We start from the raw sequence: 25,282 nt of genomic DNA on the forward strand, positions 1-25,282 counted from the left end.
GCACCATCCTGGTCGCGGTGCTGATCGCCGTTTTCGGGGCGCTGGAAATGGTGCTGCCCATGCTCAACGTCTATCTGGAGCCGTGGCAATCGGGCGCCGTGACCATCGTGACGGCAGGTGTCATGGCCTATCTGCGGGCCGTGACCACACTGCCCCTGGGTGCGCGGGTGGAGGGGGGCGATGGTGATGTCTGACCCGCGCCTGTTGCTGGGCGGCGCGGCGGCGGTTGCCCTGACCTGGCTGATCTGGTCCTGGCACCAGCGGGGGGCTGATCTGGATGCGGCCCGCCTGTCGGCCGCGCTGGCATCAGAAACGGCGCGGGCCAATGCCAGGGCCGTGAATGCGGTAACCGAGGCGGGCCGGCGCAATGTCCAGACCGTCACCGATGCCGCCGCCGCAGAGCGTGCGCGGCTTTTGGCGCGCCTGACCATTGAAAGGAGGATCAGCGATGCACCAGCGACCCATGGCTGTGCCGGCAGCCCTGCTGTCACTATTGTGCTTGACGGGCTGCGCCGGCGGGCCGCCGGCGGCTCCCCGGGTGGAGGTGGTGCGGATGACGGTGCCGGCGGCGCTGCTGTCCTGCCAGCCCGCCCCGGTGCCGCCGGCGATGGCGGATGATCGCGATCTGGCCCGCTATATCCTGGCCCTGTCCGACGCCGGCGACGATTGCCGCGACCGGCTGTCCAGGGTGCGGGAGTTGTCACCATAAAAAACATGCCGTATTGGCATATTTTCATTGACGCGATCATGCCGTTTCGGCATGATCTGTCTATCCGAAACAGATTCGTGATGGAGCCGATCAATGACCAGCCAGACTTTCAAGCGCATCCTTGCTGCTGCTGGCGTCACCGCCAAATATGAGCGCGCAAACAAGGTGTGGGTTCTGACCGGTGCCGATGGCGGCTATCTGGGCTGCGGTATCCGCCCGACCACGTACAGCAAAACGGAACTGTCCCGTATGTATCCGGCGCGGGAGGTATAAATGTCCTGGATAGAAAACACTAATGGACTTCGACGCAGCGGTGTCGAGGCGGCGCACTGGACTTACCGGTCTGCTTGCGCGGTGATGGCCGCCGCGCCCCGGGACAGGATGGCCGTGGCAAAGGAATCCGCTAGGCAGTTTTTGGCTACCCGATATTATGACGAGCGGCGGCGTGCTTACTTTCGGGTGCCTCCGGCGGTGGTGAGGTCCGAAGATGTGAGTTCCTGGGCAGCGGAGCTGCTAAAAAAGGCTCCCATGATTGTGAAATTCGGGGCGCCTTGTCGCGTTGTGACGACCGCAATGACTGGTGATAAAAATCCCGCCGTGCTTGTGGTCGGCCTGTGGCTCGCCGACGATCATCATTATTTTTATCACTTGTATTCGTTTCAGAAAAATCATTCCCGGTATCGGAAAAATCTCATCAAGTCCTTTGGTGATATCGCATGACGGAAAAAGCTACCCGTCAACTCCCTGATGGTTTGTCCGGTGTCCAGGCGGCTGACATCCTTGGCCTGTCGCCGCCACGTCTTTATGACGCGCTTGCTGGGCGTACAAAAACCCCGCCGCGCGGCCTGGAGATGCTTGTTTATCTTTGGCCCCGCCTGCCGGTCGATCTGCGAGCTGCCCTGCTGGCTGGGGAGCATCGGGCAAATACCGACCGTTCACCATAGGGCCGTGCCCCCGGACCCGAACGCACGTTCCAAGGGCGCGTATATACGTCGCTTCCGCGACTTCATGAAGTAGGCCCGCCGGTTCACGCCGGCGGGCCTTTTGTCGTTCGGCAGTTCGGGGCTGGACAATGGGATGCGGGCGGAACATGTTCTTATTCCGTTCTCATCCCGAGTGGCGATCATGTCATCCATTTTTCCGCACGCTTTCCGCCTGGAACGTGAGTATCCGGGCGGCGTTGAGGTGATTGTGCAGCACGATACCTTCACGCCGATTTTCGGTGCGTATCTGGCTTGTGCGTCACATGACCCAGGCAGCCTCTACCGCGTCATGCAGCGTGCGCGTATCATGCGCAGCAGTGATGCGGATGCGGCGGTCGAAGCGTTCCGGGTGATGCCGAAAGGCACCGACAAGCCAAGGGTAGACAGGGATGTGCAACCACTACAAGGCAGCGGTGGCCAAGCTGGGCCTGAATGACGAAGTCTTTGGCTTCGACCCTTTCAGCCAAACCAAGCTGGATATCTTTCCGGACCGGATGGCACCGGTGGTCCGGCTGGAGGATGGTATCCCGACTTGGCGGGCGATGCGTTGGGGAATGCCGCCCTTTAAGGATACGGCCCACCCCATCACCAATATTCGCAATCTGACCAGCCCCTGGTGGCAGCGCTGGCTGTCCCCAGCCAACCGCTGTCTGGTGCCATTCGAGCGATTCGCGGAATATACATCCGACCCAGGCCCTAAGAAGGCTGTTTGGTTCCGAGTGACAGATGATCGCCCGGCAGCCTTTGCTGGGATCTGGACTGGATGGGACGGGACGCGCGGACCGAAGTCGGCCCCCGTCACGGGCCACCACGATCTGTTCGGGTTCCTCACCACCGAACCCAATGATCTGGTCGGTGGGGTCCATCCAAAGGCGATGCCGGTGATCCTGATCGGACAGCAGGCCATGCGCGCATGGCTGACCGCGCCCATGACCGCCGTTCCTGACTTTGCCAAGCCTTTGCCGAATGATGAGATGGAGGTTTTTGAAACAGCGGCATAGACGGCTCTGTGCCGCCTTTTGTGCCGTCTGTATCCGCTGCGGCTCGCAACGGGAGCGAGTTGCGCAGACTAAAGATTAATATATATCAATTGGTTGTTTGATACTATTCATGTAATTGGGTGGCGGGTTGCGGACTCTGACTCCGCCAGTCTAGGTTCGAATCCTAGTCCCCCAGCCACCCTTTCAAAAGCGCCCGACCTGGTCGAGGCGCTTTTGTCATTTCTGGGCTTCTCCCGATCAACGACTCTGCCGGATCGCCGCTGCTAACGCCGTGACGGCGGCCATCGGGTCTGCCTCAGTCTCCGCCACATCCAGATTGGGCATGACCGGCTGGGCACAATTATGGCCGCCAGGCCGGGTGAACAGCACATCGGGGACGAAGGCGGCCAGGCCCGTGCCGTCCAGCGCCACGCGCCTGACACGGCCGGTACTGCATGAGCGGCCGCCCGTGGGCTGTCCAGCGACGGTGGCGAGGCCCTGGTCCTGCATGGCGGTCAGCATCAGGATGGATGAGGAGTAGCTTCGCGGGCCGGCCAGGATCCAGGTGCGACCGGGGATGCGGGACGGATTGTCGGGTGAGGGTTGGTAATAGCGTTTGCCCTCGATTATCTTCACCGACCCGACCACCTCGCCGGGACTGGCGACGCCTTGGTGCAGTTTCACGGCGGCCCGGGAGTAGAGGCGGTAGGGTTTGGTGGCGAAATAGGGGGCCAGCCCCTCGATCCACAGCTTGTCGTCGCCCCCCGGATTAAAACGCAGGTCGATGATCAGGTCGCGGACGCCTGCGGTGTGGAACCGGGCGAAAAGATCGGCCGTATAGGTGAGGAAGGCACCCAGCCCGGCCCCGTCAAAGCTGTCTACCCGCAGATAGCCGATACCATCGGGCAGGATGGCATTGGAGACGGTGTCGGCGAAGGCGGGCGCCGGGTCGATGATGGTCGGGATACTGTCACGCCCGGGTAGGGTGGTGCTGTCGCCTGGAGTGAAGGTGACGCGGTATTCCGGGCCGCCATCAAAGATCAGCCAGTAGAACAGGACAAAGCGGTCACCGGCCAGCACACGGGCATGGGCGGGGCCGTCGCCATGGGTACGGGCCAGGATGGCCCCAACCAGGGCGCTGGCGGGGCGGCCATCAATGGCACTCACGATGGTGCCCGCCGGGCGGCCCGCAGCGGGTTTGGCCAGCAGCAGGCGACCGGCATCATCGATGCGGACATCGATGGGCAGCAGGCGGCCCCCGGCCTGGATATGCTCGCGCAGCCTTTCCATGCGATCGGGAAAGGCGACCAGCGTATGACCATCGCCCAGCAGCGGGTTCAGCCGGGACAGTGCGCGCCAAGCCTCGCGCCGGGTCATGGGGCCGGACAGGTCGGCGGAGATCCGGGCGGCCATGGCGGTAACGGCCTGGGGGTTCATGGTGAAGCCGGGATCGGGATGCAGTTCCGCGATTGATTCCAGCACGCGCTTCAGATCGGCGCGCACGGCGTCGGCGCTGATCAACGGGTCAGCGGTCGAGGCCAGGGCCGAGGCAGCCCAAAGGGTGGCACCGGCCAGCAAGGCAAGCGCTGCGCGTCGCATTGGTTGGTTTCCTTATTTGGTGGCCATCGCGTCGATGCGGCGGGATAGCGGGTCGCGGTGCAGATGGTCGATGGCGGATTGCAGCAGGGCGGGCAGGTCCGCCCCCAATTGGGCCGACAACCCGTCCAGGGCACGGGTCATGCGGGCCAGATGGATGGACAGTCGCTCCGCCTCGTCCTGACCATCGGAGGTCAGCAGGATCAGGCGGCGGCGGCTGTCCTTCGGGTCGGGCTGGCGGATGGCCAGCCCCTGTTCCTCCAGAGTCGCGATGCGCAGGGTGACCAATTGGTGCTGCTGCCCATAGGCCTGCGCCAGGTCAGTCAGAGAAGAGGGGCCGTGGCGATATAGGTACATCAACGCCGAGACGCAGATGGCGGGCGTGCGGAAGCCCAGCCGGGTCAAGTGCCGGGCGCTGTCATCCGTGATCTGCTGAGCCAGCCGGTCGGCCAGCAGCGCCAGGAAGGCCGGGCGGGTTTCCGGGTCCAGAAAGGAGAGTGTGAAAGCGGGGGGATCGGCAGTTGGTCTCACGATGCGCAAATATTTACGCAAAATATTGCGGAATGTCAAGCTGCATAAAAAACGGGGGCGGACCCTGTCGATCCGCCCCCGCCCGAGTGACCCCGCCTCAGCTTCGGGGTATGTTTTAGAGCGCCTAAATCGCCGGCGCCGCATTCGCGGCTTGGGCTTACGCGGCACGTGCCGCGCGGCGGCGGTCGCCGCCGTAGCCAGCTCTGCCGGTCCGGCGTCGCTGTCTTTACTCCGCCGCCGCCAGAAAGCCGCCCGACTGCCGGTGCCAGAGCTGGGCATAGCGCCCGCCCAGGGCCAGCAATTCGTGATGGCTGCCTTCCTCCACCACCTGACCGCCCTCCAGATAGAGGATGCGGTCCATTTCGGTGATGGTGGACAGGCGGTGGGCAATGGCGATCACCGTGCGGCCTTCCATCAGGGTCCAGAGCGCTTCCTGGATCAGATGCTCCGACTCGCTGTCCAGCGCACTGGTCGCCTCATCCAGGATCAGGATGGGGCTGTCCTTCAGCAGGGCGCGGGCGATGGCCACACGCTGACGTTCCCCACCCGACAGCTTTACGCCCTGTTCGCCCACGATCGTGTCGTACCCGGTCGGACGCTTCATGATGAACTCGTCCGCATGGGCCTTCACGGCGGCGGCGCGGATTTCGTCCAGCGTGGCGCCCGGCTTGCCATAGGCGATATTCTCCCCCACCGTCCGGTGGAACACGCCGGGCTGCTGCGGCACCTCCGCCACCGCCTCGTTCAGGCTTTGCAGCGTGACATGGGCGATGTCCTGCCCGTCGATCAGCACACGTCCATATTGCGGGTCGTACTGACGCCGGATCAGCTTGACCAGGGTGCTTTTGCCCGCCCCCGACCGGCCCACCAGACCCACCTTCTCCCCCGGCTTGACGTTCAGGTTCAGGCCATTGAAGACCTTGGTCCCGTCACCGAAGCTGAAATGCACCTCCCGCAGCTCGATCCCGCCGGCCCGCACCCGCAGCGGCGGGGCGCCCACCGTGTCCGTGATCTCATGCGGGGCCGACACAAGGTCCAGCGCCTCCGACAGGGTGCCCAGTTCCTCGAAAAAGGTCAGCATGCGGTCGGACAGGTGCCAGACCGTGTTGGAGATCTGAAAGGCCAGGGTGAAGACCAGAGTGAATTCACCCACGCTCATCCCGCCGGACAGGGTACGGCCGATGGCCACCCAGACCAGCGCGCCCAGCAGCACCACGATGGACAGCATCTGGAACAGACGCATGACCACCAGGAACCAGCGCAGCCGGCGCGACCGGAACCGCTCCTCATTGATGTAGTGACCCAGGAAGGAGCGTTCGAACAGGGTGCGGGCGAAACCACGGATCAGGTCGGCATTGGTGATGGCGTCGATGATCCGGCCCGAGGAGCTGGATACCGCCGCGCTCATCTTCTCCGACAGGTGGAAGCAATGCCGGGCCAGCCAGCCGGAAACGGCGACATAGACCAGCATCCACCCCGCCAGCACGGCGGAGAAGACGGGCGAGGCCGTCCAGAGCAGACCCAGCGCGACCACCAGCAGCACAAGGACGCGGATCACATCCCACATCAGGATTTCGATCACGCCCAGGACGGCATTGGCCCCCTGCTTGATCTTCTGGCCCAGCTTGCCGGCAAAATTATCCTGGAAATAGCGGGGGCTGTGCCCCAGCAGCCAGGAGAACATGCGCTTCTGCGCCAGCGCCCGGATGGAGGGCGAGGTGTAGATGTCCAGGATCTGATAGACGCGGTACATGCCCATGCTGCCCAGCCAGATGCCCAGCAGCAGCACAAACCAGCCCGTCACACCCAACCCATGCACACCCTCGGCCGGGGTGCCCCCGGTCGCCTGCGTCAGGGCATCGACCACGGCCTTCAACGCGTAGGGCTCGAACGCCTCGATCCCCTGGCCGATGACAACGGTCAGCATCATCAGCGTCAGGCGACCCGCGAACTTTTCCCGCACCAGCCCCCACATGAAGGTGAAGGGCTTGGGTGACAGGGGCTTCGACGCCTCCCGATCCTCCCAGGCGAAATCCTGGTCCTGACGCTCCAAACTGTCGATACGCACCGCGCGCATCCCGGCGCGCAACATGGCGGCGAACATTTTTCACCCCGTCTCCGGCACGGGCCGTTCCCGCACCGCACAATACATCCGATGTCGGAAGTGATGCGGTATGGTTAGGATTCTGTCAACGGGGAAAAAACTTGGGCGATGCATCAATTAGGCTTGGGGGTGCGGTGCAATTCGGAGTGGGAGAGGGGGCGGCTCCGGTTCATGTGAAACATCATGCAACGGAAAACCGGTGATGTTCCGGAGTCCGGGGGTGGCTACTCCGAATGCCAGAGCCCAAGCGACGGTGTGCAGAAGAAAACACGGGATGTTTCAGAGGTGGCGTTTCAGCCGCCCTGAATGGTCGTCATGCCCGTCACGGCAAGCGGGCAGAGATATGGCTTTGATGATGAGAGACTAGCAGAAACCACCCAAAAAGTCAGCCACCGCCGGCGTCCCCGAAATGCCCCTCCGCCCAATTATAGAGCGGCAGGATAAGGCAGCCCAGTTCGCGCCCCTCGGGTGTCAGGGTGTATCCATCCTCCAGCATGATCAGGCGAGCGTCGCGCAATTCCGCCAGCCTGGTGTTGAGGACCGATGGGGAGACGTCGGCACAGCGTTCGCGCAGGGCGCGGAAGGTGAGGCCCGGATGCTGGTGCAGTTCCCACAGGATGCGAAGGGTCCAGCGGCGGCCCAGCAGGTCCATCAGTACCATGATGGGGCGGGCCGATCTGGTTGCCTTGGTCGCCATGGGTCACTGTCGCTACGATTTTCGTAGCGCCTCTTCATCGATTGCGCTACGAATTCTGTAGCACATCCATGGCAAGGGGAGGAATGCCCATGTCCGCGCGCCTTGAACCTGTTCCCGCACCCCATGACCCGGCCGTGGCCGCTCAGATCGACCGTCTGCGGCCGCCGGGTGCGGCGCCCTTGGCGCTGTTCACTACGCTGGCCCATAATCCGCGTGTCCTGTCGCGACTGTTCGCGGGCGGGCTGCTGGACCCCGGCAGCGTTACGGTGCGGCAGCGGGAACTGATGATCCTGCGCACCTGTGCCCAGGCGGGCGCCGATTATGAATGGGGGGTGCATGCGTCGCTGTTCGCCGGGGCGGCGGGCCTGGATGGCGGGCAACTGGCGGCGACGAGGGCGGACAATCCGCTGGGACCGGACTGGTCGGAGGATGACCTGCTGATTCTGGACACGGCCGACGCCCTGTATGCGCACGGCGATCTGTCAGATGGACAATGGGCGGCGCTGTCGGAACGATTCGGGCCGGAGCAGGTGGTGGAACTGCTGGCCCTGGCCGGGTATTACCGCGCCATCGCCCTGTTCTGCCGCACGCTGCGGCTGTCACCGGAGCCGTTCACCCTTGGGCTGGCGGCGGCGTAACGGTCACTGTTCGACGGCGACATCGGCATAGGCGGCGGCGGGGCGCTGGGGCGTGTAGTAATAGCCCGATTCCATCTTTTCCCGTTCCGCCTGGGCGGCGATACGGTCCAGCACGGGCAGCGACCATGCGGCCGCCAGCAGGCCCGTCCACAGGGCCGCCACCACCAGACGTTCCTTCATCGATTGGACCTTGGCCAGCAGGCGGAACATTTTTGCCTCCATCAAACCCTGTGTTCCAGGGTATGCATCAACCATACCAGCCAATCTTTGCCGGGTTCTTAACGGACCCGTGCCCATGCGGCGGCAAGGTTGTGACATTGTGGGGGCAAAGGGATAGGAGCGGTTCGAGATGCGGATCGTGATGATGGCGCTGGGCTCTCGCGGGGATGTCCAGCCCTTCGCGGCGCTGGCGGCGGGTCTGGCGGCGCGCGGGCACGCGGTGCGGCTACTGACCTATGCCGCATTTACCGATCTGGTCGAGGGCCGGGGCGTGACGCTGGTCCCGGTCGCGGGCGATATTCGGGAGGATCTGCACAGCGACGCCGCCCGCACCATGTTCGACGAGGGGGCAAGCCCGCTGGCCGTGGCCGGGGCCATGCGCAGCTTCGCGAACCGGTATGGCCGCGTCTGGACACAGGCTCTGCTGGAAGAGGCGCGCGACGCCGACCTGATCATCCCGACGGGCGCCAGTGTTTTTATGGGTGCCACCGTGGCGGAGAAGCTGGGCATCCCCTATGTCCAGGCCTATCCGCAGCCATCCGTGCCGACGCGGGCCTTTCCAAGCCCCCTGGCCCCGCCGCCGCGTGGCCAACCGTCCGGCCTGTCCAACTGGCTGGGCGGATGGGCGGTGGCCCTGTTCTACTGGCAGATCCTGCGGACCAGCGTGAACAATGTGCGGCGGGAATTGCTGGGCCTGCCGCCCTATCCGTTCGCGGGGCCCTATTGGCGGTTGCGCCGGGATGGCGGGTCCGTCCTGCTGGCCCACAGCCCCGCCGTGTTGCCCCGGCCGTCGGACTGGCCCGCGTCGGTGCATGTCACGGGGTACTGGTGGCTGGACCACCCAGACTGGCAGATGCCGGCCGATCTGGCCGACTTCCTGGCCGCCGGGCCGCCGCCGGTCTATATCGGGTTTGGCAGCATGATGCCCGGCGATGCGGCGGCGAGTACGGCCAAGCTGGTCGAAGCCGTGAGACGCGCCGGATGCCGTGCCGTGCTGGCCGGTGGATGGGGCGGGTTGCGGCCGGAACGGCCCGCACCCGATATTTTCACCCTGGACGCGGCCCCGCATGACCGGCTGTTCCCGCATATGGCGGCCGTCATCCATCATGGTGGCGCGGGCACCACCGCCGCCGGTTTGCGTGCCGGGGTGCCCGCCATCATCGTGCCGTTCCTGGCGGACCAGTTCTTCTGGGCCTGGCGGTTGGAACGGCTGGGCGTCAGCGGCGGAACCATCCGGCACCGTGAACTGGACGCTGAAAAGCTGGCGGCATCCATCCGCCTGTGCCTGGAGGACGCCAATATCCGCCAGCGCGCCGCTTTCATCGGCCGGCGCATCCGGGAGGAGGACGGGATTGCCGAGGCCGTGCGGGTGATCGAATCGGTGAGACCGCGCCCGTAAAAAAAGGCCGCCCGGTGAGGGGCGGCCCGAAGTGGGGTGACAAGAAGAGAGAGAGAGAACCGTCGCCGTCCCCACCCGTGCCGGCGGGGACGAAACGGGTCCGCCGGCTGTTACACCAGCGGCTTGAAATACCGACAGGTCGGCATTTCAAGCATCGGCGGCATGGGCCGCCGCCGCGCCAGTCGGCGCGGATATCACCGGTCAAAAAACAGGACCGGTGATATTACTTGGCCGGGCAGACGGCGTTGCCCGGATCGGCGTCCAGCTTCACGTCGGTGACCGTCAGGCCCAGCCGACCCTCGGTGCTGATCACCACGGGTGCTTCGATGGTCGCCATTCGCGCCCCGGCGGCGGCGAAACATTTCAGGGAAATCTTGGTGGTCTGGAACGTGCCGGGCTTGGCATCGGCCAGAAGCTTGGTGACGTCCAGGCTGCCACGGCAATCGGGGCCGCACAGCATGGAAAGATGGGCCTTGCCCGTCGGCGCCTGATCCACACGATAGCGCAGCGACAAGGTGACATCGCCGTTCGATTGCCGCGACAGGTCAACGGGCCGGCCGGAAATGATCATCGAGCCCAGGCCCGTGCCGTTCCAGGTCAGTTGCTTGGCGTCTTCCTGCGCGGCCACGTCCACCGACTTCAGGTCCACGACCTTGGCCGGGCTGGTGCCTGTGGTGGTGGAAACGCGCAGATCGCCCACCTTGTCGGCGATGGCCAGCGACCAGGGGGCCGGCGGCCCGCCACGGCGGAAGAACACGCCCGTGCTGGACCCCGATCCCGCCGGCACGCCGCTATCCTCTGCCAGGGCGGCCAGGTCGCCCTTATCCTTGTAGGTCAGGCCGTAACCATAGGCGAATTGCGGATTGTAATTGGCGTCGCCCCGGTTCAGCGGGGTCTGCACGGCATTCCGGGGCCAGGAGAAGGACAGTTTGCCTACGAAGTCGCGGTTGATCTTGCCATCCTTGTCCCGGAACAGCACATCGGCCACGCCATTGCCCTCCGACCCCGGCAGCCAGGCGGCCACGAAGGCGTCGGACGCGTTGATCTCCGGGTTCACCCACATGGGGCGGCCCGACAGGAACACGGCGACGGTGGGGATACCCTGGGCCTTCAGCTTCTTCAGCAGGGCCAGATCGGATTTGTCGCCCGGCTGATATTCCAGGGTTTCCACGTCGCCCTGGAATTCGGCATAGGGTTCCTCGCCAAAGACGACGATGGCGACGTCGGGCTTGCTGGTGAACTTGCCGTCCTTGTCATAGGTGACGGAACCACCACCGGCCGCCACCGCCGCCTTCACGCCGTCCAGGATGCTGGTGGCGCCGGGGAATTCATCATTGCGGTTGCCGGTCCCCTGCCAGGAGATGGTCCAGCCGCCCGCCTGCTTGCCGATATTGTCGGCCCCGTCGCCGGCGACCAGCACCTTGGCCTTGGGTGACAGCGGCAGGACGCCACCCTGATTCTTCAGCAGTACCAGTGACTTGGCGACCGCTTCGCGCCCCACGGCGCGGTTTTCCGGGCTGCCCAGCGTCGCGATGGCGGGCACGTCCTTGCGATCCTTGGGCGCGGGCTTGTCGAACAGGCCGGCATGGAACTTCACGCGCAGGATGCGGCGCACGGCATCGTCCAGGCGGGCCATCGGAATGGTCCCGTCCTTCACCTGGGCCAGCGTGTTCTTGAAAAGCTGCTCCCAACTGTCCGACGCCATGTACATGTCCAGACCGGCGATCAGCGAGGTCGGGCAATTATACTTGGTGCAACCGGGCACCTGATCATGGGCGTTCCAGTCGCCCACGATGAAGCCGTTGAAGCCCATCCGGCCCTTCAGCACATCCGTCATCAACTGCTTGTTGCCGTGATGCTTGACGCCCTGCCAGGAGCTGAACGAGGTCATGATGGTCAGCACGCCCGCTTCGATGGCGGGCGGATAGCCGGCATTGTGCAGGCGGATCAGTTCTTCCTCGGTGATCTTGGCATCACCCTGGTCGCGGCCGCCATCGGTGCCGCCATCGGCCAGGAAATGCTTGGCGGTGGCGACCGTCCGGCCCGGCTTCATGAAATCCTTGGAGCCATAGACGCCCTGGACACCCTCCACCACCGCACCGGCGTAGGACGCCACGATCTCCGGATCTTCGGAGTAGCCCTCATAAGAGCGGCCCCAGCGGTCGTCGCGGACGACCGACAGGGCCGGGGCGAAGGTCCAGTCGATGCCGGTGGCCGCCATCTCCCGTGCCGTCACTTCACCCGTGCGGCGCAGCAGGTCGCGGTCGCGGGTGGCGCCCAACGCGATATTGTGCGGGAAGATAGTGGCGGCACCGATATTGCCATGGCCGTGAACGGCGTCGACGCCGAAAATCACGGGAATTTGGGTGTGCCCGGCGCGCTTTTCCACGGAAACCCGGTAGAATTCGTCCGCCAGGTCCAGCCAGGCCTGTGCGGGCGCGCGATCATCGCCGCCGGGACCCGAATTGCCGCCCGCCAGGATCGATCCCAGCGGGTATTTGCGCAGATCGGCGGGCGTGATCGTGGAAATATCGCCCTGAATCGTCTGGCCGACTTTTTCCTCGACACTCATCTGCGCCAGCAGGGCGTCGATCTTTTTCTCGATGGCGGGGTCGATCAGGCGCGACGCCGTGGCGGCCGGCCATTTTTCAGGATGCAGGGTCTGTGCCGCCGTTGGCGTGCCGTCGGCGGAGAAGGCCATGGTGGCCGGCAGACCGCCCGCAAGGGCAAGGGCACTGACAAGGCCAATGGCGCGGACCAGCCGCGCGGTTCGCTTCGACGTCACTTCAGCATCCTCCCACTCTGCGTTCATTGTCGCGCCGGGCCGGAATATCGGCCTTCGGCATTTTATGTATCTGACATCGTTGTCAGATGAAATGACATCAACATGTCGGGCTGTCAACGCCCAAATCCGAGAAATTTTCGGGTCGCGCCGGGATTGGCCGATCCGATGCGTGCGTGCCGCCGTCGCCTCGTATGTCAACGCTGTCAGGTGTCATGTCCTGCGGTCATCCGGCGGGGCGTCCGGCAGGTTTTCAGAGTTACCGCTATCATCAATCTGCTATCCGATGCAAAGCATTAGGCGGCAAATGGTGTTGCGGGCCGTCGGATTTTGTAGGGTCAATTGGCAGCGATGTCAATCGCGGCGGAAGCCTTTTATGGCACCACCACTTTCGCTGCACCTGCGAATAAAATGGCGGAAAACAGCCGAATTTTTGGAACGGGTGTTTGGATCGGTGAATCATGACAGCGTTATCAAATCCTGTTGACTGCGCTGTCAATATTGTCCAAGGTGTGCAGCGGGCGATCAATCAAACCAAAAAGGCGAATTCGCTCGATGCCTTGAGGGAGGAGGAGGGCATGGACCCGCCACAGATGCGCCCACAGTGGGGCATTTAATAAAGCAAAATGCCTTAATGGCCTTAAGTCCTTATGGGAGGTAAGAGATGTCAGTCAAGTTGAAGTCCAGTTTCTATCTGGGCGGCGTCGCCGCCATCGCGCTGGCCACGGCCATGCCCGTCATGGCGCAGCAGGCCCCGGCCCAACCCGCCGAAGGCGGCGTCCTGGACGAGATCATCGTCACCGGTTTCCGCGCCTCGCTGGCCAATGCGCTGCAGACCAAGCGCAATTCCAACGAAATCCTGGAGTCCATCACCGCCGAGGACATGGGCAAGTTCCCCGACCAGAATATCGCGGAAAGCCTGCAGCGCCTGTCGGGCGTGCAGATCGACCGTGACAACGGCCAGGGAACGAAGGTCCGCATCCGCGGTCTGGACCAGAATGTCACGCTGCTGAACGACGAGATTTTCCTGACCGGTTTGGAGATTTTCACCCTGGGTGAAGGCCAGAACCGCAACAATGACAGCCTGGAAGGTGTTCCGTCGGAACTGCTGGGCGGCGTGGATGTCTACAAGTCGCCGAACGCCAAGCTGCTGGAAGGCGGCCTGGGCGGTACCGTCAACCTGAAGACCCGCAATCCCCTGGTGCTGGACCCCGGCTACACCATCGCCGGCAACGTGCGCGGAGCCAAGTCCTCGGGTGCGGATGGCAGCTGGAAGCCGTTGGGTGCCCTGGCGCTCGGCTATAACTGGGACGACAAGGCGGCCTTCATCGCCACGCTTTCCTATGACAAGCAGAACAGCCAGACGGACGTTCTGGGCGGTCAGAATCGCGGCAACTGGCGCTTTGCCGAACGCGGCGACAAGGCCACGGTCACCAAGAACTACTACGCGCCCGAATATCGCTATGCCACCGACCGCGAGCAGAGCCGCAAGCGCATCGGCGGATCGCTGGCCGGCGCGGTGCAACTGTCCGATGCCGTGGAAGTGTCGGGTGAGTGGTTCCATTCCGAACTGGACATCCTGACGTCGGAAGCGTCGGTGAAGTTCCCGTTCGCCATCGAAAGCCCCGGCCTGGATACGACCAAGCCCTACACGATTGACGAGAATGGTGTGCTGATCAACGGCACCCTGATCGCCAATTCGGCCGAGGCCATCTCCTATGTCCAGAATTCCCAGATCGACAGCGACAATTTCGGCCTGAAGCTGAAATATGACAATGGCGGCAATGTGCGGGGGTCGCTGCGCGGTGCCTATGCCAAGGCCGATCTGTTCTCTGACAGCGCTAACAACGACGTCCGTTACACGCAGTACAGCGTGCCGACGGCCGACCCGACCAGCCCGACCGGTTACAGCCACAAGCCGGCAAACCCGGCAGCCCCGGCCAATTACCGCTTCAACTACAGCAATGGCAACGGCACGCTGCCGTCGATGACGCTGGCCACCACGCCGGACCTCTATACCAACCCGGCTTACGGCTATTTCAAGTCGCACTGGGTGTTCGGTGACCGCGCCGATCTGGAGAATTATTCGGTCCGTGCCGACGGCGAATATGATCCGGAATTCATCCCGGCCGGCAATGTAACCCTGTCCACGGGCTACCGCTATGCCTCGCGCGATGTCGATTACACCCGCGGCCGTTACCTGGCCAACCTGACCAGCAAGGGTGAACTGGACGGCACCAAGTTCGGCCAGAAATGGACGCCCTATGGTTACTTCATGGATGGCGCCGTCGGTTTCAAGTCGTGCGAACTGCCCGCCGGCACGCCGGGCATTCCCAACGGCTGTAACAACCGTTTCGGCAATTCCGCTCCCGTCGTGACCCCGTTCCAGAGCTTCACGGGTTCGTCGGGCCGTGTGGAGACGATCAACAACTTCTTCTCGTCCGGCAACATGGTCGGCGGCAAGATCCTGGTGCAGGATCGCGGCCAGATGAAGGATGGGGCCGCCTGGATCCAGTCGCTCTATCCCTCCACCCCGTTCGCCTTCTATGAAGAGCCGCTGGAAAGCTTCCGGGTCAAGGAAAGCACGCATTCCGGCTATCTGATGGCCGATATCGGCGATCCGGGCGAGGGCTATCACATCAATGTCGGCGCCCGCCTGATCCACACCAACCTGACCGTCTATCAGAACCGCGCCACGGATCCGGACCCGGTCTATCTGGGCACCGATAGCTGGAACGGCGTTCTGCGCGACAGCGAAACCATCGCCAACGAGCGGTCCTATACCGACGTCCTGCCCAGCCTGAACATGGTCTTCGACCTGGATGAAGGCCAGAAGGTGCGCTTCGCCGCCTCGCGCGTTGTGGCCCGCCAGAACCTGTTCGATCTGGGCCGTGGTTTCCGCGTCGACTTCACCCGCAATCCCACCACCAACCTGTTCGAAGCCACCAACGGGTCGTCTGGCAATCCCGAGCTGGACCCGTTCCGCGCCTCGCAGTTCGACCTGGGTTACGAATATTATTTCGGCAGCCAGGGTCTGGTGTCGGCTGTTGGCTTCTGGAAGGAAGTGGACAGCTTCATCGGCAGCGAAACCAAGCCTGAATTCGTGCTGGATCAGGCCGGTGGGCGCAACACGCCCATCACCCGCCCGATCAATGGCGAGGGTGGACGGATCAAGGGTGTCGAACTCAGCGCCCAGTACGCCTTCGATTTCGGGGCCGGCTTCAACGTCAACTATACGTTCTCCGACAGCAAGTCGCCCATCTTCAACGATTTCGACAAGGGTCTGCCCATCCCCGGCGTGGCCAAGCACGCTTTCAATGGTCAGGTCTATTACGAGTATGAAGGGCTGGAGGCCCGCGTGTCGTACACGTGGCGCAACAAGTCCTTCGCGGGCAATTTCGGCTTCTCCGATGGCACCGCCACCCGCACGCTGGGTATCTGGAACCGGTCTTACGGCCAGTTGGATGCACAACTCGGCTATCAGGTCACCGAGCAGATCGGCCTGACCCTGGAAGCAGTCAACCTGACCAAGGAAGACCAGAGCCAGTATTTGCAGTTCGGTAACCTGCCCTTCACCTACAGCTCCGGTTCGCAGCGCATCATGGCGGGCGTCCGGTTCAAGCTGGGCGGTGGGGAATAAGCCAGGGTAGCGTGACTATTGCCCCTCCTCCCGCAAAAGGGGGAGGGGCGTTTGGAAATTTATCCAAGAACAAGGCCCCGATAACGGGCGCCAAATGGGGAAGGAAACCGGTCATGGCGGGCAGTCTTCCGGGCAGCATCCTGATCGTCGGGGGCGGGACGGCCGGTTGGATGGCCGCCGCCGCCCTGGCCCGGGCCGTAGGACGGCAGACGCGTATCCAACTGGTGGAAAGCAGTGCCATCGGAACCGTGGGGGTGGGAGAGGCGACAATCCCGGCCATTCGTGGCTTCAATCATATGCTGGGCCTGGACGAGGCGGATTTCCTGCGCTTCACCCAGGGCACCTACAAGCTGGGCATCGAATTCCGCGACTGGACCAGGCTGGACCATTCCTATTTCCACCCGTTCGGGGTGCATGGGGCCAGCCTGGACGCCAACTATACCCATCAATACTGGCTGCGCCTGAATTCCATGGGGGAGGGGGGCAGTCTGGAGGAATATTCGCTGTGCAGCGTCATGGCGAAGCTGGGCCGCTATATGGCGCCGGTCACGGACCCCCGCAATATCCTGTCCGTAGTCGGTTCCGCCTATCATTTCGATGCCAGCCTCTATGCCGACTATCTGCGCCGCTACGCGGAACGGCTGGGCGTTGTCCGGCTGGACCGCAAGGTCGTGGATGTCCGGCTGCGCGGCGAGGACGGGTTCATCGAATCCGTGATCTGTGAAGGCGGGGATCGGCTGTCGGCGGATTTTTTCATCGATTGCACCGGTTTCACGGGTCTGCTGATCGAAAAGGCGCTGAAGACCGGGTATGAGGACTGGACGCAGTGGCTGCCCTGTGACCGGGCCTGGGCCGTGCCGTCATCGGGTGACGGGCGTATCACGCCCTATACACGGTCCACGGCGCGTCAGGCCGGCTGGCAATGGCGCATTCCCCTGCGCCATCGGGTGGGCAACGGCCACGTGTTCAGCAGCGCCCATACCAGCGAGGAAACGGCCCGCGAGGTGCTTCTGGCCAATCTGGACGGACAGGCGCTGGCCGAACCGAAGCTGCTGCGCTTCGTCACGGGGCGGCGCAAACAGGCCTGGGTGAAGAACTGCCTGTCGCTGGGCCTGGCGTCGGGGTTCCTGGAGCCGCTGGAAAGCACATCGATCCACCTGATCCAGACGGGCATCACCAAGCTGCTGGACTTTTTCCCCGGAAGGCAGATCGATCCGGCCGAGGTGCGGGAATACAATGCCCTGGCGCAGGCCGAGTTCGAGGCGGTGCGCGACTTCCTGATCCTGCACTATCACGTGACGGAACGGTCGGACAGCGACTTCTGGAACCATTGCCGGACCATGGACCTTCCCGACAGTCTGCAAAGCCGGATCGACCTGTTCCGTCGCCGGGGTCGGGTATCGACGCGCGCGCGCGCTCTGTTCACCGATACAAGCTGGATCGCCGTGATGCTGGGCCAGGGGATCATGCCGGAAGGGTACGACCCGCTGGTCGACCTTCATCCGCTGCCCGCAGTCCGCGACCGCATGGCCACCATGCGGGCCCGCATCCGCCAGGCCGCCGAAAGCATGCCGACGCATGAGGCGTTCCTGGCCAAGCAGGCGGCGGCGTAATGCCAAGAGCCCTGGAGCATGGCTCTTGGCATTTAGCTGCTCCCTCAGGCGCCGGGCGCCGCCATCCGGCCGCTTGGCTTCGGCGGCATGGGCCGCCGCGTCGGTCCTCGCGGACACCAGAGGTGTGGTTTTTGACCTCAGGTATAGGGTTTACAGCCACCCACGCCGCTTGAAATACAGAAACGGCACGATCACCGACACGATCATCAGACCGATGGCCAGCGGGTATCCGAATTGCCAGTCCAGTTCCGGCATGAAATGGAAATTCATGCCATAGATGCTGGCCACCAGCGTCGGCGGCAGGAACACGACCGCCGCGACGGAGAAAATCTTCACGATATTGTTCTGCTCGATCCCCACCACGCCCAACAGCGCATCCAGTTGGAAGGCGATGTTGGAGGACAGGAAGGCCGTATAGTCGGCCAGCGATTGGGCGTCCTGGCTGAGCGTCTTCAACCGGGCGCGCAGCCCCTTGTCACCCGCCAGTTCGCGCACCGTGCCGGTAAAGGCGATGATGCGGGTCAGGGTCACCAGGCTTTCCCGCGCCTTGGCCGTCAGGTCATGGGCGCGCGCGATACGTTTCAGCAGCAGATGCTGCTGGTCGGAATTCAGATGGCCCTGATGCCCCTCGATCAGCAGTTCGCGGGCCACCGCCGTGACATCGCGGCCCGCCCCTTCCAGAACGTCGGCGATACGGTCCAGGATGGCATCCAGCAGGGAGATGAAGGCGGAGATACCGTTATCCAGCTTCACGCTCTGCTTGGTCACCTGATTATGGAAGCCGTAGAAGGGCTTGGGATCGTCGAAGCGCAGGGTGATCAGCGTCTCTCCGGTCAGCACGAAGGTGATATCCATCGTCTCCGGCACGGGCGCGTCGGCGCGGCACAGAACGGTGGCCGTCATGAAGGCGCCCCCCGCCTCGCGATAGACGCGCGACGACAGCTCGATCTCCCGCATTTCTTCGCGAGTCGGCAATTCAATGCCGAAAGTCTGTTCCACCAATTGCCGGTCGGCCGTGCTGGGAGCGTTCAGATCGACCCAGCAGGCCTGTCGCAAGGCCTCCACCGACGGCACCCCGTCCAGCGGTTCGTTGCGACCTTCGATCATGCGGTAGGCGCGTATCATCGGCCTTCTCCCCCGCGTCATGTGCTGCTGACCATCAGGGCTTTACCGCGTCCGGCGGCCGTGGGGAAGCGAAGTTTCGCCGCAGGGCAATTGCAACACGTACTGGCGTGGGGACGCACTTCGCGGTACATGCTGTGCCCCATGAATCCGTTGCTGAAACTCGCCCTCGAAGCGGGGCCGCTCGCCCTGTTCTTCGTCATCAATTCCCGTTACGGCCTGATGGCCGGCACGGGCGTGTTCATGGTCGCCACGGTGGTGGCGCTGACCGTCAACTGGCTGCTGGAACGCCGCCTGCCGGTGATGCCGCTGGTCGGGTGCTTCTTCGTGCTGGTCTTTGGCGGGCTGACGCTCTGGCTGAATGATGAGCTGTTCATCAAGCTCAAGCCCACCGTGGTCAACCTGCTGCTGTCGGCCAGCCTGTTCATCGGCATGGCATGCAAGCGCAACCTGCTGAAGGTGGTGCTGGGCGCGGCCCTGGACCTGACGGAGGAGGGGTGGCGTATCCTCACCGTGCGCTGGGCCTGGTTCTTCCTGCTGCTGGCCGTGCTGAACGAGATTGTCTGGCGCAATTTCGGCACGGAGATGTGGGTAAACTTCAAGGTGTTCGGCATCATGCCGCTGTCGCTGGTCTTTTCCTTCGCGCAGATCCCCGTGATCATGAAGCACCAGAAGCCGGAGGCCGGCAGCGATACGGCGGCACCGTGACGGTGGCGCCATCCGGACGGTGGGGCGGTGTCGCCCATCGCCATGCGAGGCATATTGCGGCGCCGGTGGCAGCAACCGCCCCGTAACCATTCCGCGACACCCGACCCTTTCCATTTCGCAATGAATTCAGTTGGTAACGCCGGAGTAACGTGGCTTGCGGCGGCGCCGACGGCGCTTTCATGATCTCCCGGGTTTCGATCTAACGGGGGGATTTCATCATGTCGCGTCTGGTCCGTGTTTGCGCGTTCACCTTTCTGGGCTTGTCGGCCGGCGGGCTGCTGGGGGCCTGTTCCATCAATGTGAATGACGGGGAGTATGAACACGGCAATTACCGTTCGCCCCGCACCGCCACCGATATCTGCCGGCGGGAAGTGGACCGGTCCTTTGGTGACCGTTACCGCATCGCCTTCGACCTGCCGGAACTGTCCACCAATGGCAATGTGCAGACGGTGCAGCAGCCCTTCACCATGGCCAGCCGCAAGGACGCGTTCGAGACGCCGCAGCGCCGGACCCTGCGCTGTACCATCGTGGACGGGGTGCTGACGCAGGCCGTGCCGAATTGATCAGTGGTGGGGTTGCCCTCACCCTCCCATTGGCTGGCGCCAATGGGCCCCTCCCTCTCCCACGTTCGTGGGCGAGGGGCGGAACTTGGCGTCGGGTGTATTTTCGCCCCTCGCCCGCTTGCGGGAGAGGGAGGGGCCCAAGCCGAAAGGCTTGGGAGGGTGAGGGAGCCACGATAGGACAAAGAAAAAGGCCGCCGGGAGCGATCCTGGCGGCCTTAATTCTTTCCAACCATCCGCTTGCCTTACGCGGCGCGGGCGGCCATCAGCTTCTTGATTTCGGCGATGGCCTTGGCGGGGTTCAGACCCTTGGGGCAGGTCTGGGTGCAGTTCATGATGGTGTGGCAACGATAGAGGCGGAACGGATCCTCCAGCGCGTCCAGACGCTCACCCGTCATTTCATCGCGGCTGTCGGCGATGAAGCGATAGGCCTGCAGCAGCACTGCCGGACCCAGGTACCGGTCACCATTCCACCAGTAGCTGGGGCAGGAGGTGGTGCAGCAGAAGCACAGGATGCATTCGTACAGACCATCCAGCTTCTCACGCTCTTCCGGGCTTTGCAGCCGTTCGCGCGAGGGGGCGGTGCTCTGCGTCTGCAGCCAGGGCTTGATGGAAGCCAACTGCGCGTAGTTCTGGTTCAGGTCGGGGACAAGGTCCTTCACCACCGGCTGATGCGGCAGCGGGTAGATCTTGACGTCGCCCTTCACCTCGTCGATCGGCTTCAGGCAGGCCAGCGTGTTGCGCCCGTCGATATTCATCGCGCAGGAACCGCAGATGCCCTCACGGCAGGAACGGCGGAAGGTGAGCGTGCTGTCCACATCGTTTTTGATGTGGATCAGCGCGTCCAGAACCATCGGGCCGCACTTGTCCAGGTCGATCTCGTACTTGTCCTCACGCGGGTTTTCGCCCGAGTCAGGGTCATAGCGATAGATGCGGAAGGTGCGGGTGCGCTTGGCATCCGCGGTAGCCGACTTGACGGTCTTGCCGGGCACGACCTTCGAGTTGGCGGGCAGGGAGAATTCAGCCATGGATGAAGCCCTCTCAGATCGTGACTTAGTAGACGCGCTTCTTCGGCGGGAACACTTCCACCTCGTTCGTCAGGGTGTAGAGATGGACGGGGCGGTAATCGATGGTCGACTTGCCCGTCTCATCCACCCAGACGGTGGTGTGCTTCATCCAGTTCTCGTCGTCACGCTCGCTGTAATCCTCACGCGCATGGGCGCCACGGGATTCCTTGCGGTTGGCACCGGAATTGATGGTGGCGACGGCCTGGTACATCAGATTGTCCAGTTCCAGCGCTTCCACCAGATCGCTGTTCCAGATCATGGAGGTGTCGCTGACCTGCACATCCGGGCGCTTGGCCCAGACGTTCTTCATCAGCTCCACGCCTTCGTCCAGCACCTCACCGGTGCGGAACACGGCGCAGTTATTCTGCATGATCTTCTGCATTTCGAGGCGCAGATGGGCGACGCGCGTACCGCCCTTGGCAAAGCGGGCCTTGTCCAGACGGGCCAGCGCCTTGTCGGTGCTGTCGTTGGAAATGGTCTTGTGCGGGGCACCCTTCTGCACGATCTCCGCCGCGCGGATGGCGGCGGAACGGCCGAACACGACCAGATCCAGCAGAGAGTTGGAGCCGAGACGGTTGGCGCCATGGACCGACACGCAGGCCGCCTCGCCGATGGCCATCAGGCCGGGCACGACCTGATCGGGGTTGTCGGCGGTCGGACGGATGACCTCGCCACGATAGTTCGTGGGGATGCCGCCCATGTTGTAGTGAACGGTCGGCAGAACCGGGATCGGTTCCTTCGTCACGTCCACGCCGGCAAACACGCGCGCGCTCTCGGCGATGCCGGGCAGGCGGGCATGGATGACTTCCGGCGCCAGATGTTCCAGGTGCAGGTGGATATGGTCCTTGTTGGGACCGACACCGCGCCCTTCGCGGATTTCGATGGTCATCGAGCGGCTGACCACGTCGCGCGACGCCAGGTCCTTGGCGGACGGGGCGTAACGCTCCATGAAGCGCTCACCGGCGCTGTTGGTCAGGTAACCGCCTTCACCGCGCGCACCCTCGGTGATCAGACAGCCGGAGCCGTAGATGCCGGTCGGGTGGAACTGCACGAATTCCATGTCCTGCAGGGGCAGGCCGGCACGCAGCACCATGCCGCCGCCGTCGCCGGTGCAGGTATGGGCCGAGGTGGCGGAGAAATAGGCGCGGCCGTAACCGCCGGTGGCCAGCACCGTCTGGTGACCGCGGAAGCGATGGATGGTGCCATCGTCCAGGTTCCAGGCCAGCACGCCCCGGCACACGCCTTCCTCGTCCATCAGCAGGTCGAGGGCGAAATACTCGATAAAGAACTCGGCGTGGTGGCGCAGGCTCTGCTGATACAGCGTGTGCAGCATGGCGTGGCCGGTACGGTCGGCCGCCGCACAGGTGCGGTAGGCCTGGCCCTTGCCATATTCGGTGGTCATGCCGCCGAACGCGCGCTGATAGATCTTGCCTTCAGCGGTGCGCGAGAAGGGCACGCCCTGGTGTTCCAGCTCGATGATGGCGGGGATGGCCTCGCGCACCATATATTCGATGGCGTCCTGGTCGCCCAGCCAGTCCGACCCCTTGACGGTGTCGTACATGTGGAAGCGCCAGTCGTCATTGCCCATGTTGCCGAGCGCCGCCGAGATGCCGCCCTGCGCCGCCACGGTGTGGCTGCGGGTGGGGAACACCTTGGTGATGCAAGCGGTTTTCAGCCCCTTTTCGGCCATGCCGAAGGTGGCGCGCAGGCCGGCGCCGCCGGCGCCGACGACAACCACGTCATATTCGTGGTCGATGATCTTGTAAGCGGTCGCCATGATGTCAGGCTCCGAAAGCGATCTTCAGGACGGCGAAAGCGCCGGCGAGGAACAGGGCCAGGGCCACCAGCTTGGTGGCGCCGATGGCGAACAGTTTCGCCAGCTTACCGTGGATATAGTCCTCGTAGACCTCCTGCATACCGTATGCGGCATGATGGAACAGGAAGCCCAGGAACAGTACGGTCAGGATGACCGGGCAGGGCTGCTTGAAGGTGGCGACCACCTGCTCATACGGCGCGCCGACCAGGCTGATCACCAGGATGATGAACAGGATGGTCAGCACGGCCAGTGCGGCGGCGGCGATGCGGAAGCCCAGCCAGGCCTGTGCGCCCGTCTTGGCGGAACCCAGACCGCGGGCGCGGCCGATGGGGGTGCGGAAGCTGTTGGTATCGTTGGCCATCATGTCCCCCGTCAGACCGCGAAAGCCACGACCCAGGTCACCACGGTCGCCACGACGGCGCCGCCGATGACCAGCTTGGCGCTGGAATAGGATTGTTCCAGGGTCAGCATCTTCGCCCCGTCCCAGATCAGGTGACGCAGGCCGTTCAGCAGGTGGTACCAGAGGGCCGCCGTCCAGCCGAACATCAGCAACAGGCCGATGGGCGAGGCGATGAAGCCGCTGGCCGTCGCGTAAGCCTCCGGCCCGGCGGCGGCGGCGACCAGCCACCAGACCAGCAGCAGCGTACCAACGGTCAGCCCCACGCCGGTGATGCGGTGGGCGATGGAGGTCAGGGCCGGCAAGGGCAGCCGGTAGACCTGCAAATGGGGGGACAAGGGCCGTTGCCGCTTGGCCGCAGGCGTGTCGGTCATCTCTCTTTCGTCCTTGGTGCTTGCCGGGGTTGGCCCGTGCCCTCCCCCCGCCAGGGGAGACGACACCCGATGGAGGGACCACCGGCGGCTTATGAGACAAAGAAATCGCCGAAGTGACTTACGCCTAACCCCCCGTCTCGTCAACGCTTCGGCACTGCGGTATTGGTGGTGTCCGACCCCCGACCTTGGCATGGCGCCCCTGTTTTTCAGCATGGCAGCATGTTCGTCGTTCGTTTTGCCGCAAGGAACCGCCACTTTATGCTGTCGCCCGATCAAATCGACGATATTGCCCTGTTGGAAGATCTGTCGATGACGGCCTGGCCGGCACCGCGCCGCATCATCCACAAGGGCTGGGCGCTGTATTTCGCGGCCGGCCATACGGGCCGGGCCAATTCGGCCAATGCCGTCGTTCCGCTGGCGACCATCGACGATGCCACCATCGATATGGTGGAGGCGGAGTATCGCCGGCAGGGATTGCCGCCGCAATTCCGGCTGTCGCCGCTGTCGCCGCCCGATCTGGACGCGCGGCTGGCCGGGCGGGGTTATCACATCGCCAGCAAAAGCAGGGTGCTGTTCCGGTCGCTGGACGGCGTGCCGGCCGGTGCGCCCGATGCGGCGGTGCGGGTGCAGGACAGGCTGGATCATGCCTGGATGGACGCCTATCGCCGCATGGTGCCGGTACCGGAGCCGGAGATGCCGGCCCTGCTGTCCATCCTGAACGGCATCGCCGCCCGGCCGCGTTTCGCGACCCTGTGGCAGGACGGGCAGCCGGTGGCCGCCTGCCTGTCGGTCCTGGACCGGGGCTGGGCCGGTTTCTATAAGGTGGCCTGTCGCCCGGACCGGCGCGGGCAGGGTCTGCCACGCCGCCTGATGACCGACATGATGGCGCGGGCGGTGGGAGAGGGGGCCGTCGGTGCCTATCTTCAGGTCGGTGCCGTCAATGCGCCGGCCCTGGCGCTGTATGACCGGTTGGGGTTCCGGCACCTGTATGATTACACCTATGCCAAGCTGGGATAGGCAGATTTCGTGTGCCCTCAACGCCGGGCGGCGGCATCCGCCCCTCGGCTGATAATATCAGCGGCATGAAATCTTGACCTTCGGTCAATCTTTCCTGCCCCTCAAGCGCCGGGCGGCTGCATCCGCAGCCTTGGCTAACGCCGCACGTGCGGCGCGGCGGCGACCGCCGCCGATACTAACGGTCAAGAATTTTGACCGTTAGTATTAGGGTCTGTGGGGATTCACAAAAGGGTCGTTATGTGATTCAAGCTCTGGATGGATAGGAATCTTCTGACGGACGCCCAATGGGCGAAGATAGAGCCGCACTGCCTTGGCAAGCGCACCGACCCT

At 63.8% G+C, this 25,282-nt stretch carries 24 protein-coding genes; 13 read left to right on the forward strand and 11 right to left on the reverse strand.

From position 1 onward, the window contains the following. The 6 genes from KBA48_RS23295 to KBA48_RS23320 all read left to right on the forward strand — a co-directional run. Positions 1 to 194, forward strand: a 194-nt coding sequence (locus KBA48_RS23295) for a hypothetical protein (protein WP_292910885.1), incomplete at its 5' end; no start/stop codon positions are given. After that, complete coding sequence (locus KBA48_RS23300; protein WP_292910887.1) at positions 181 to 618, forward strand: hypothetical protein; 438 nt, start codon at positions 181 to 183, stop codon at positions 616 to 618. The genes KBA48_RS23295 and KBA48_RS23300, both read left to right, overlap by 14 nt. Positions 619 to 802: 184 nt before the next feature. Further along, positions 803 to 982, forward strand: coding sequence for a hypothetical protein (locus KBA48_RS23305; RefSeq protein WP_292910888.1), 180 nt, complete (start codon positions 803 to 805; stop codon positions 980 to 982). Continuing rightward, positions 983 to 1,429 carry a hypothetical protein gene (locus KBA48_RS23310; RefSeq protein ID WP_292910890.1) on the forward strand — a complete coding sequence of 149 codons (447 nt, stop codon included), beginning with the start codon at positions 983 to 985 and terminating at the stop codon, positions 1,427 to 1,429. A 357-nt stretch (positions 1,430 to 1,786) separates the two neighbouring features. Continuing rightward, positions 1,787 to 2,128 (forward strand): hypothetical protein, encoded by a 342-nt coding sequence (locus KBA48_RS23315; protein WP_292910892.1) that lies wholly within the window; start codon positions 1,787 to 1,789, stop codon positions 2,126 to 2,128. Next, positions 2,106 to 2,693, forward strand: coding sequence for an SOS response-associated peptidase family protein (locus KBA48_RS23320; protein ID WP_292910894.1), 588 nt, complete (start codon positions 2,106 to 2,108; stop codon positions 2,691 to 2,693). The genes KBA48_RS23315 and KBA48_RS23320 overlap by 23 nt, the downstream gene beginning before the upstream one ends. A gap of 237 nt (positions 2,694 to 2,930) precedes the next feature. On the opposite strand, the gene KBA48_RS23325 is transcribed toward KBA48_RS23320, so the two are convergent. The 4 genes from KBA48_RS23325 to KBA48_RS23340 all read right to left on the reverse strand — a co-directional run bounded on the left by KBA48_RS23325 (position 2,931) and on the right by KBA48_RS23340 (position 7,600). Further along, positions 2,931 to 4,271: a S41 family peptidase gene (locus tag KBA48_RS23325; protein ID WP_292910896.1), complete on the reverse strand. Its 1,341-nt coding sequence runs from the start codon at positions 4,269 to 4,271 to the stop codon at positions 2,931 to 2,933. A 12-nt stretch (positions 4,272 to 4,283) separates the two neighbouring features. Then, complete coding sequence (locus KBA48_RS23330) at positions 4,284 to 4,799, reverse strand: MarR family transcriptional regulator (protein WP_292910898.1); 516 nt, start codon at positions 4,797 to 4,799, stop codon at positions 4,284 to 4,286. Between the two features lie 226 nt (positions 4,800 to 5,025). Then, a complete protein-coding gene (locus KBA48_RS23335) occupies positions 5,026 to 6,903 on the reverse strand; it encodes an ABC transporter ATP-binding protein (RefSeq protein ID WP_292910900.1) in 1,878 nt (625 codons plus the stop codon). A 385-nt stretch (positions 6,904 to 7,288) separates the two neighbouring features. Next, positions 7,289 to 7,600: a helix-turn-helix domain-containing protein gene (locus KBA48_RS23340; protein ID WP_292910902.1), complete on the reverse strand. Its 312-nt coding sequence runs from the start codon at positions 7,598 to 7,600 to the stop codon at positions 7,289 to 7,291. An 89-nt stretch (positions 7,601 to 7,689) separates the two neighbouring features. On the opposite strand from KBA48_RS23340, the gene KBA48_RS23345 reads away from it, so the two are divergent. Further along, positions 7,690 to 8,238 carry a carboxymuconolactone decarboxylase family protein gene (locus tag KBA48_RS23345; RefSeq protein ID WP_292910904.1) on the forward strand — a complete coding sequence of 183 codons (549 nt, stop codon included), beginning with the start codon at positions 7,690 to 7,692 and terminating at the stop codon, positions 8,236 to 8,238. Positions 8,239 to 8,241: 3 nt separating this feature from the next. Here the strand turns inward: KBA48_RS23345 and KBA48_RS23350 are convergent, their stop codons facing one another. Then, positions 8,242 to 8,448, reverse strand: a complete 207-nt coding sequence (locus KBA48_RS23350; RefSeq protein WP_292910906.1) for a hypothetical protein — start codon at positions 8,446 to 8,448, stop codon at positions 8,242 to 8,244. Between the two features lie 139 nt (positions 8,449 to 8,587). Between KBA48_RS23350 and KBA48_RS23355 the strand changes: the two genes are divergently transcribed. Beyond that, positions 8,588 to 9,856, forward strand: coding sequence for a glycosyltransferase (locus KBA48_RS23355; RefSeq protein WP_292910908.1), 1,269 nt, complete (start codon positions 8,588 to 8,590; stop codon positions 9,854 to 9,856). A gap of 223 nt (positions 9,857 to 10,079) precedes the next feature. Here the strand turns inward: KBA48_RS23355 and KBA48_RS23360 are convergent, their stop codons facing one another. Further along, positions 10,080 to 12,641, reverse strand: coding sequence for an exo 1,3/1,4-beta-D-glucan glucohydrolase (locus KBA48_RS23360; RefSeq protein WP_292910910.1), 2,562 nt, complete (start codon positions 12,639 to 12,641; stop codon positions 10,080 to 10,082). A gap of 661 nt (positions 12,642 to 13,302) precedes the next feature. Here KBA48_RS23360 and KBA48_RS23365 point away from each other — a divergent pair. Both KBA48_RS23365 and KBA48_RS23370 read left to right on the forward strand, forming a co-directional pair. Beyond that, complete coding sequence (locus tag KBA48_RS23365) at positions 13,303 to 16,278, forward strand: TonB-dependent receptor (RefSeq protein ID WP_292910912.1); 2,976 nt, start codon at positions 13,303 to 13,305, stop codon at positions 16,276 to 16,278. Positions 16,279 to 16,391: 113 nt separating this feature from the next. Beyond that, positions 16,392 to 17,891 (forward strand): tryptophan halogenase family protein, encoded by a 1,500-nt coding sequence (locus KBA48_RS23370; RefSeq protein ID WP_292910914.1) that lies wholly within the window; start codon positions 16,392 to 16,394, stop codon positions 17,889 to 17,891. Between the two features lie 150 nt (positions 17,892 to 18,041). On the opposite strand, the gene KBA48_RS23375 is transcribed toward KBA48_RS23370, so the two are convergent. After that, entirely contained in the window at positions 18,042 to 19,016 is a 975-nt protein-coding gene (locus KBA48_RS23375; protein ID WP_292910916.1) for a magnesium transporter CorA family protein, read from the reverse strand. A gap of 141 nt (positions 19,017 to 19,157) precedes the next feature. Between KBA48_RS23375 and KBA48_RS23380 the strand changes: the two genes are divergently transcribed. Beyond that, complete coding sequence (locus tag KBA48_RS23380; protein WP_292910918.1) at positions 19,158 to 19,721, forward strand: septation protein A; 564 nt, start codon at positions 19,158 to 19,160, stop codon at positions 19,719 to 19,721. A 218-nt stretch (positions 19,722 to 19,939) separates the two neighbouring features. After that, the gene (locus tag KBA48_RS23385) at positions 19,940 to 20,284 is read left to right on the forward strand and encodes a hypothetical protein (protein ID WP_292910920.1); all 345 of its coding nucleotides are present in this window, start codon (positions 19,940 to 19,942) and stop codon (positions 20,282 to 20,284) included. Positions 20,285 to 20,526: 242 nt separating this feature from the next. On the opposite strand, the gene KBA48_RS23390 is transcribed toward KBA48_RS23385, so the two are convergent. The 4 genes from KBA48_RS23390 to sdhC are packed head-to-tail and all read right to left on the reverse strand — an operon-like array spanning position 20,527 to position 23,935. Further along, positions 20,527 to 21,309 (reverse strand): succinate dehydrogenase iron-sulfur subunit, encoded by a 783-nt coding sequence (locus KBA48_RS23390; RefSeq protein WP_292910922.1) that lies wholly within the window; start codon positions 21,307 to 21,309, stop codon positions 20,527 to 20,529. A 25-nt stretch (positions 21,310 to 21,334) separates the two neighbouring features. Then, positions 21,335 to 23,125, reverse strand: a complete 1,791-nt coding sequence (gene sdhA, locus KBA48_RS23395; RefSeq protein ID WP_292910924.1) for a succinate dehydrogenase flavoprotein subunit — start codon at positions 23,123 to 23,125, stop codon at positions 21,335 to 21,337. 4 nt (positions 23,126 to 23,129) lie between these two features. Further along, positions 23,130 to 23,528 carry a succinate dehydrogenase, hydrophobic membrane anchor protein gene (gene sdhD, locus KBA48_RS23400; protein ID WP_292910926.1) on the reverse strand — a complete coding sequence of 133 codons (399 nt, stop codon included), beginning with the start codon at positions 23,526 to 23,528 and terminating at the stop codon, positions 23,130 to 23,132. Between the two features lie 8 nt (positions 23,529 to 23,536). Next, positions 23,537 to 23,935 (reverse strand): succinate dehydrogenase, cytochrome b556 subunit, encoded by a 399-nt coding sequence (gene sdhC, locus KBA48_RS23405; RefSeq protein WP_102111717.1) that lies wholly within the window; start codon positions 23,933 to 23,935, stop codon positions 23,537 to 23,539. Positions 23,936 to 24,193: 258 nt separating this feature from the next. On the opposite strand from sdhC, the gene KBA48_RS23410 reads away from it, so the two are divergent. Beyond that, positions 24,194 to 24,952 (forward strand): GNAT family N-acetyltransferase, encoded by a 759-nt coding sequence (locus KBA48_RS23410; RefSeq protein ID WP_292910929.1) that lies wholly within the window; start codon positions 24,194 to 24,196, stop codon positions 24,950 to 24,952. Positions 24,953 to 25,282: the final 330 nt, after the last annotated feature.

This window comes from Niveispirillum sp., assembly GCF_017996735.1.
Classification (GTDB): domain Bacteria; phylum Pseudomonadota; class Alphaproteobacteria; order Azospirillales; family Azospirillaceae; genus Niveispirillum.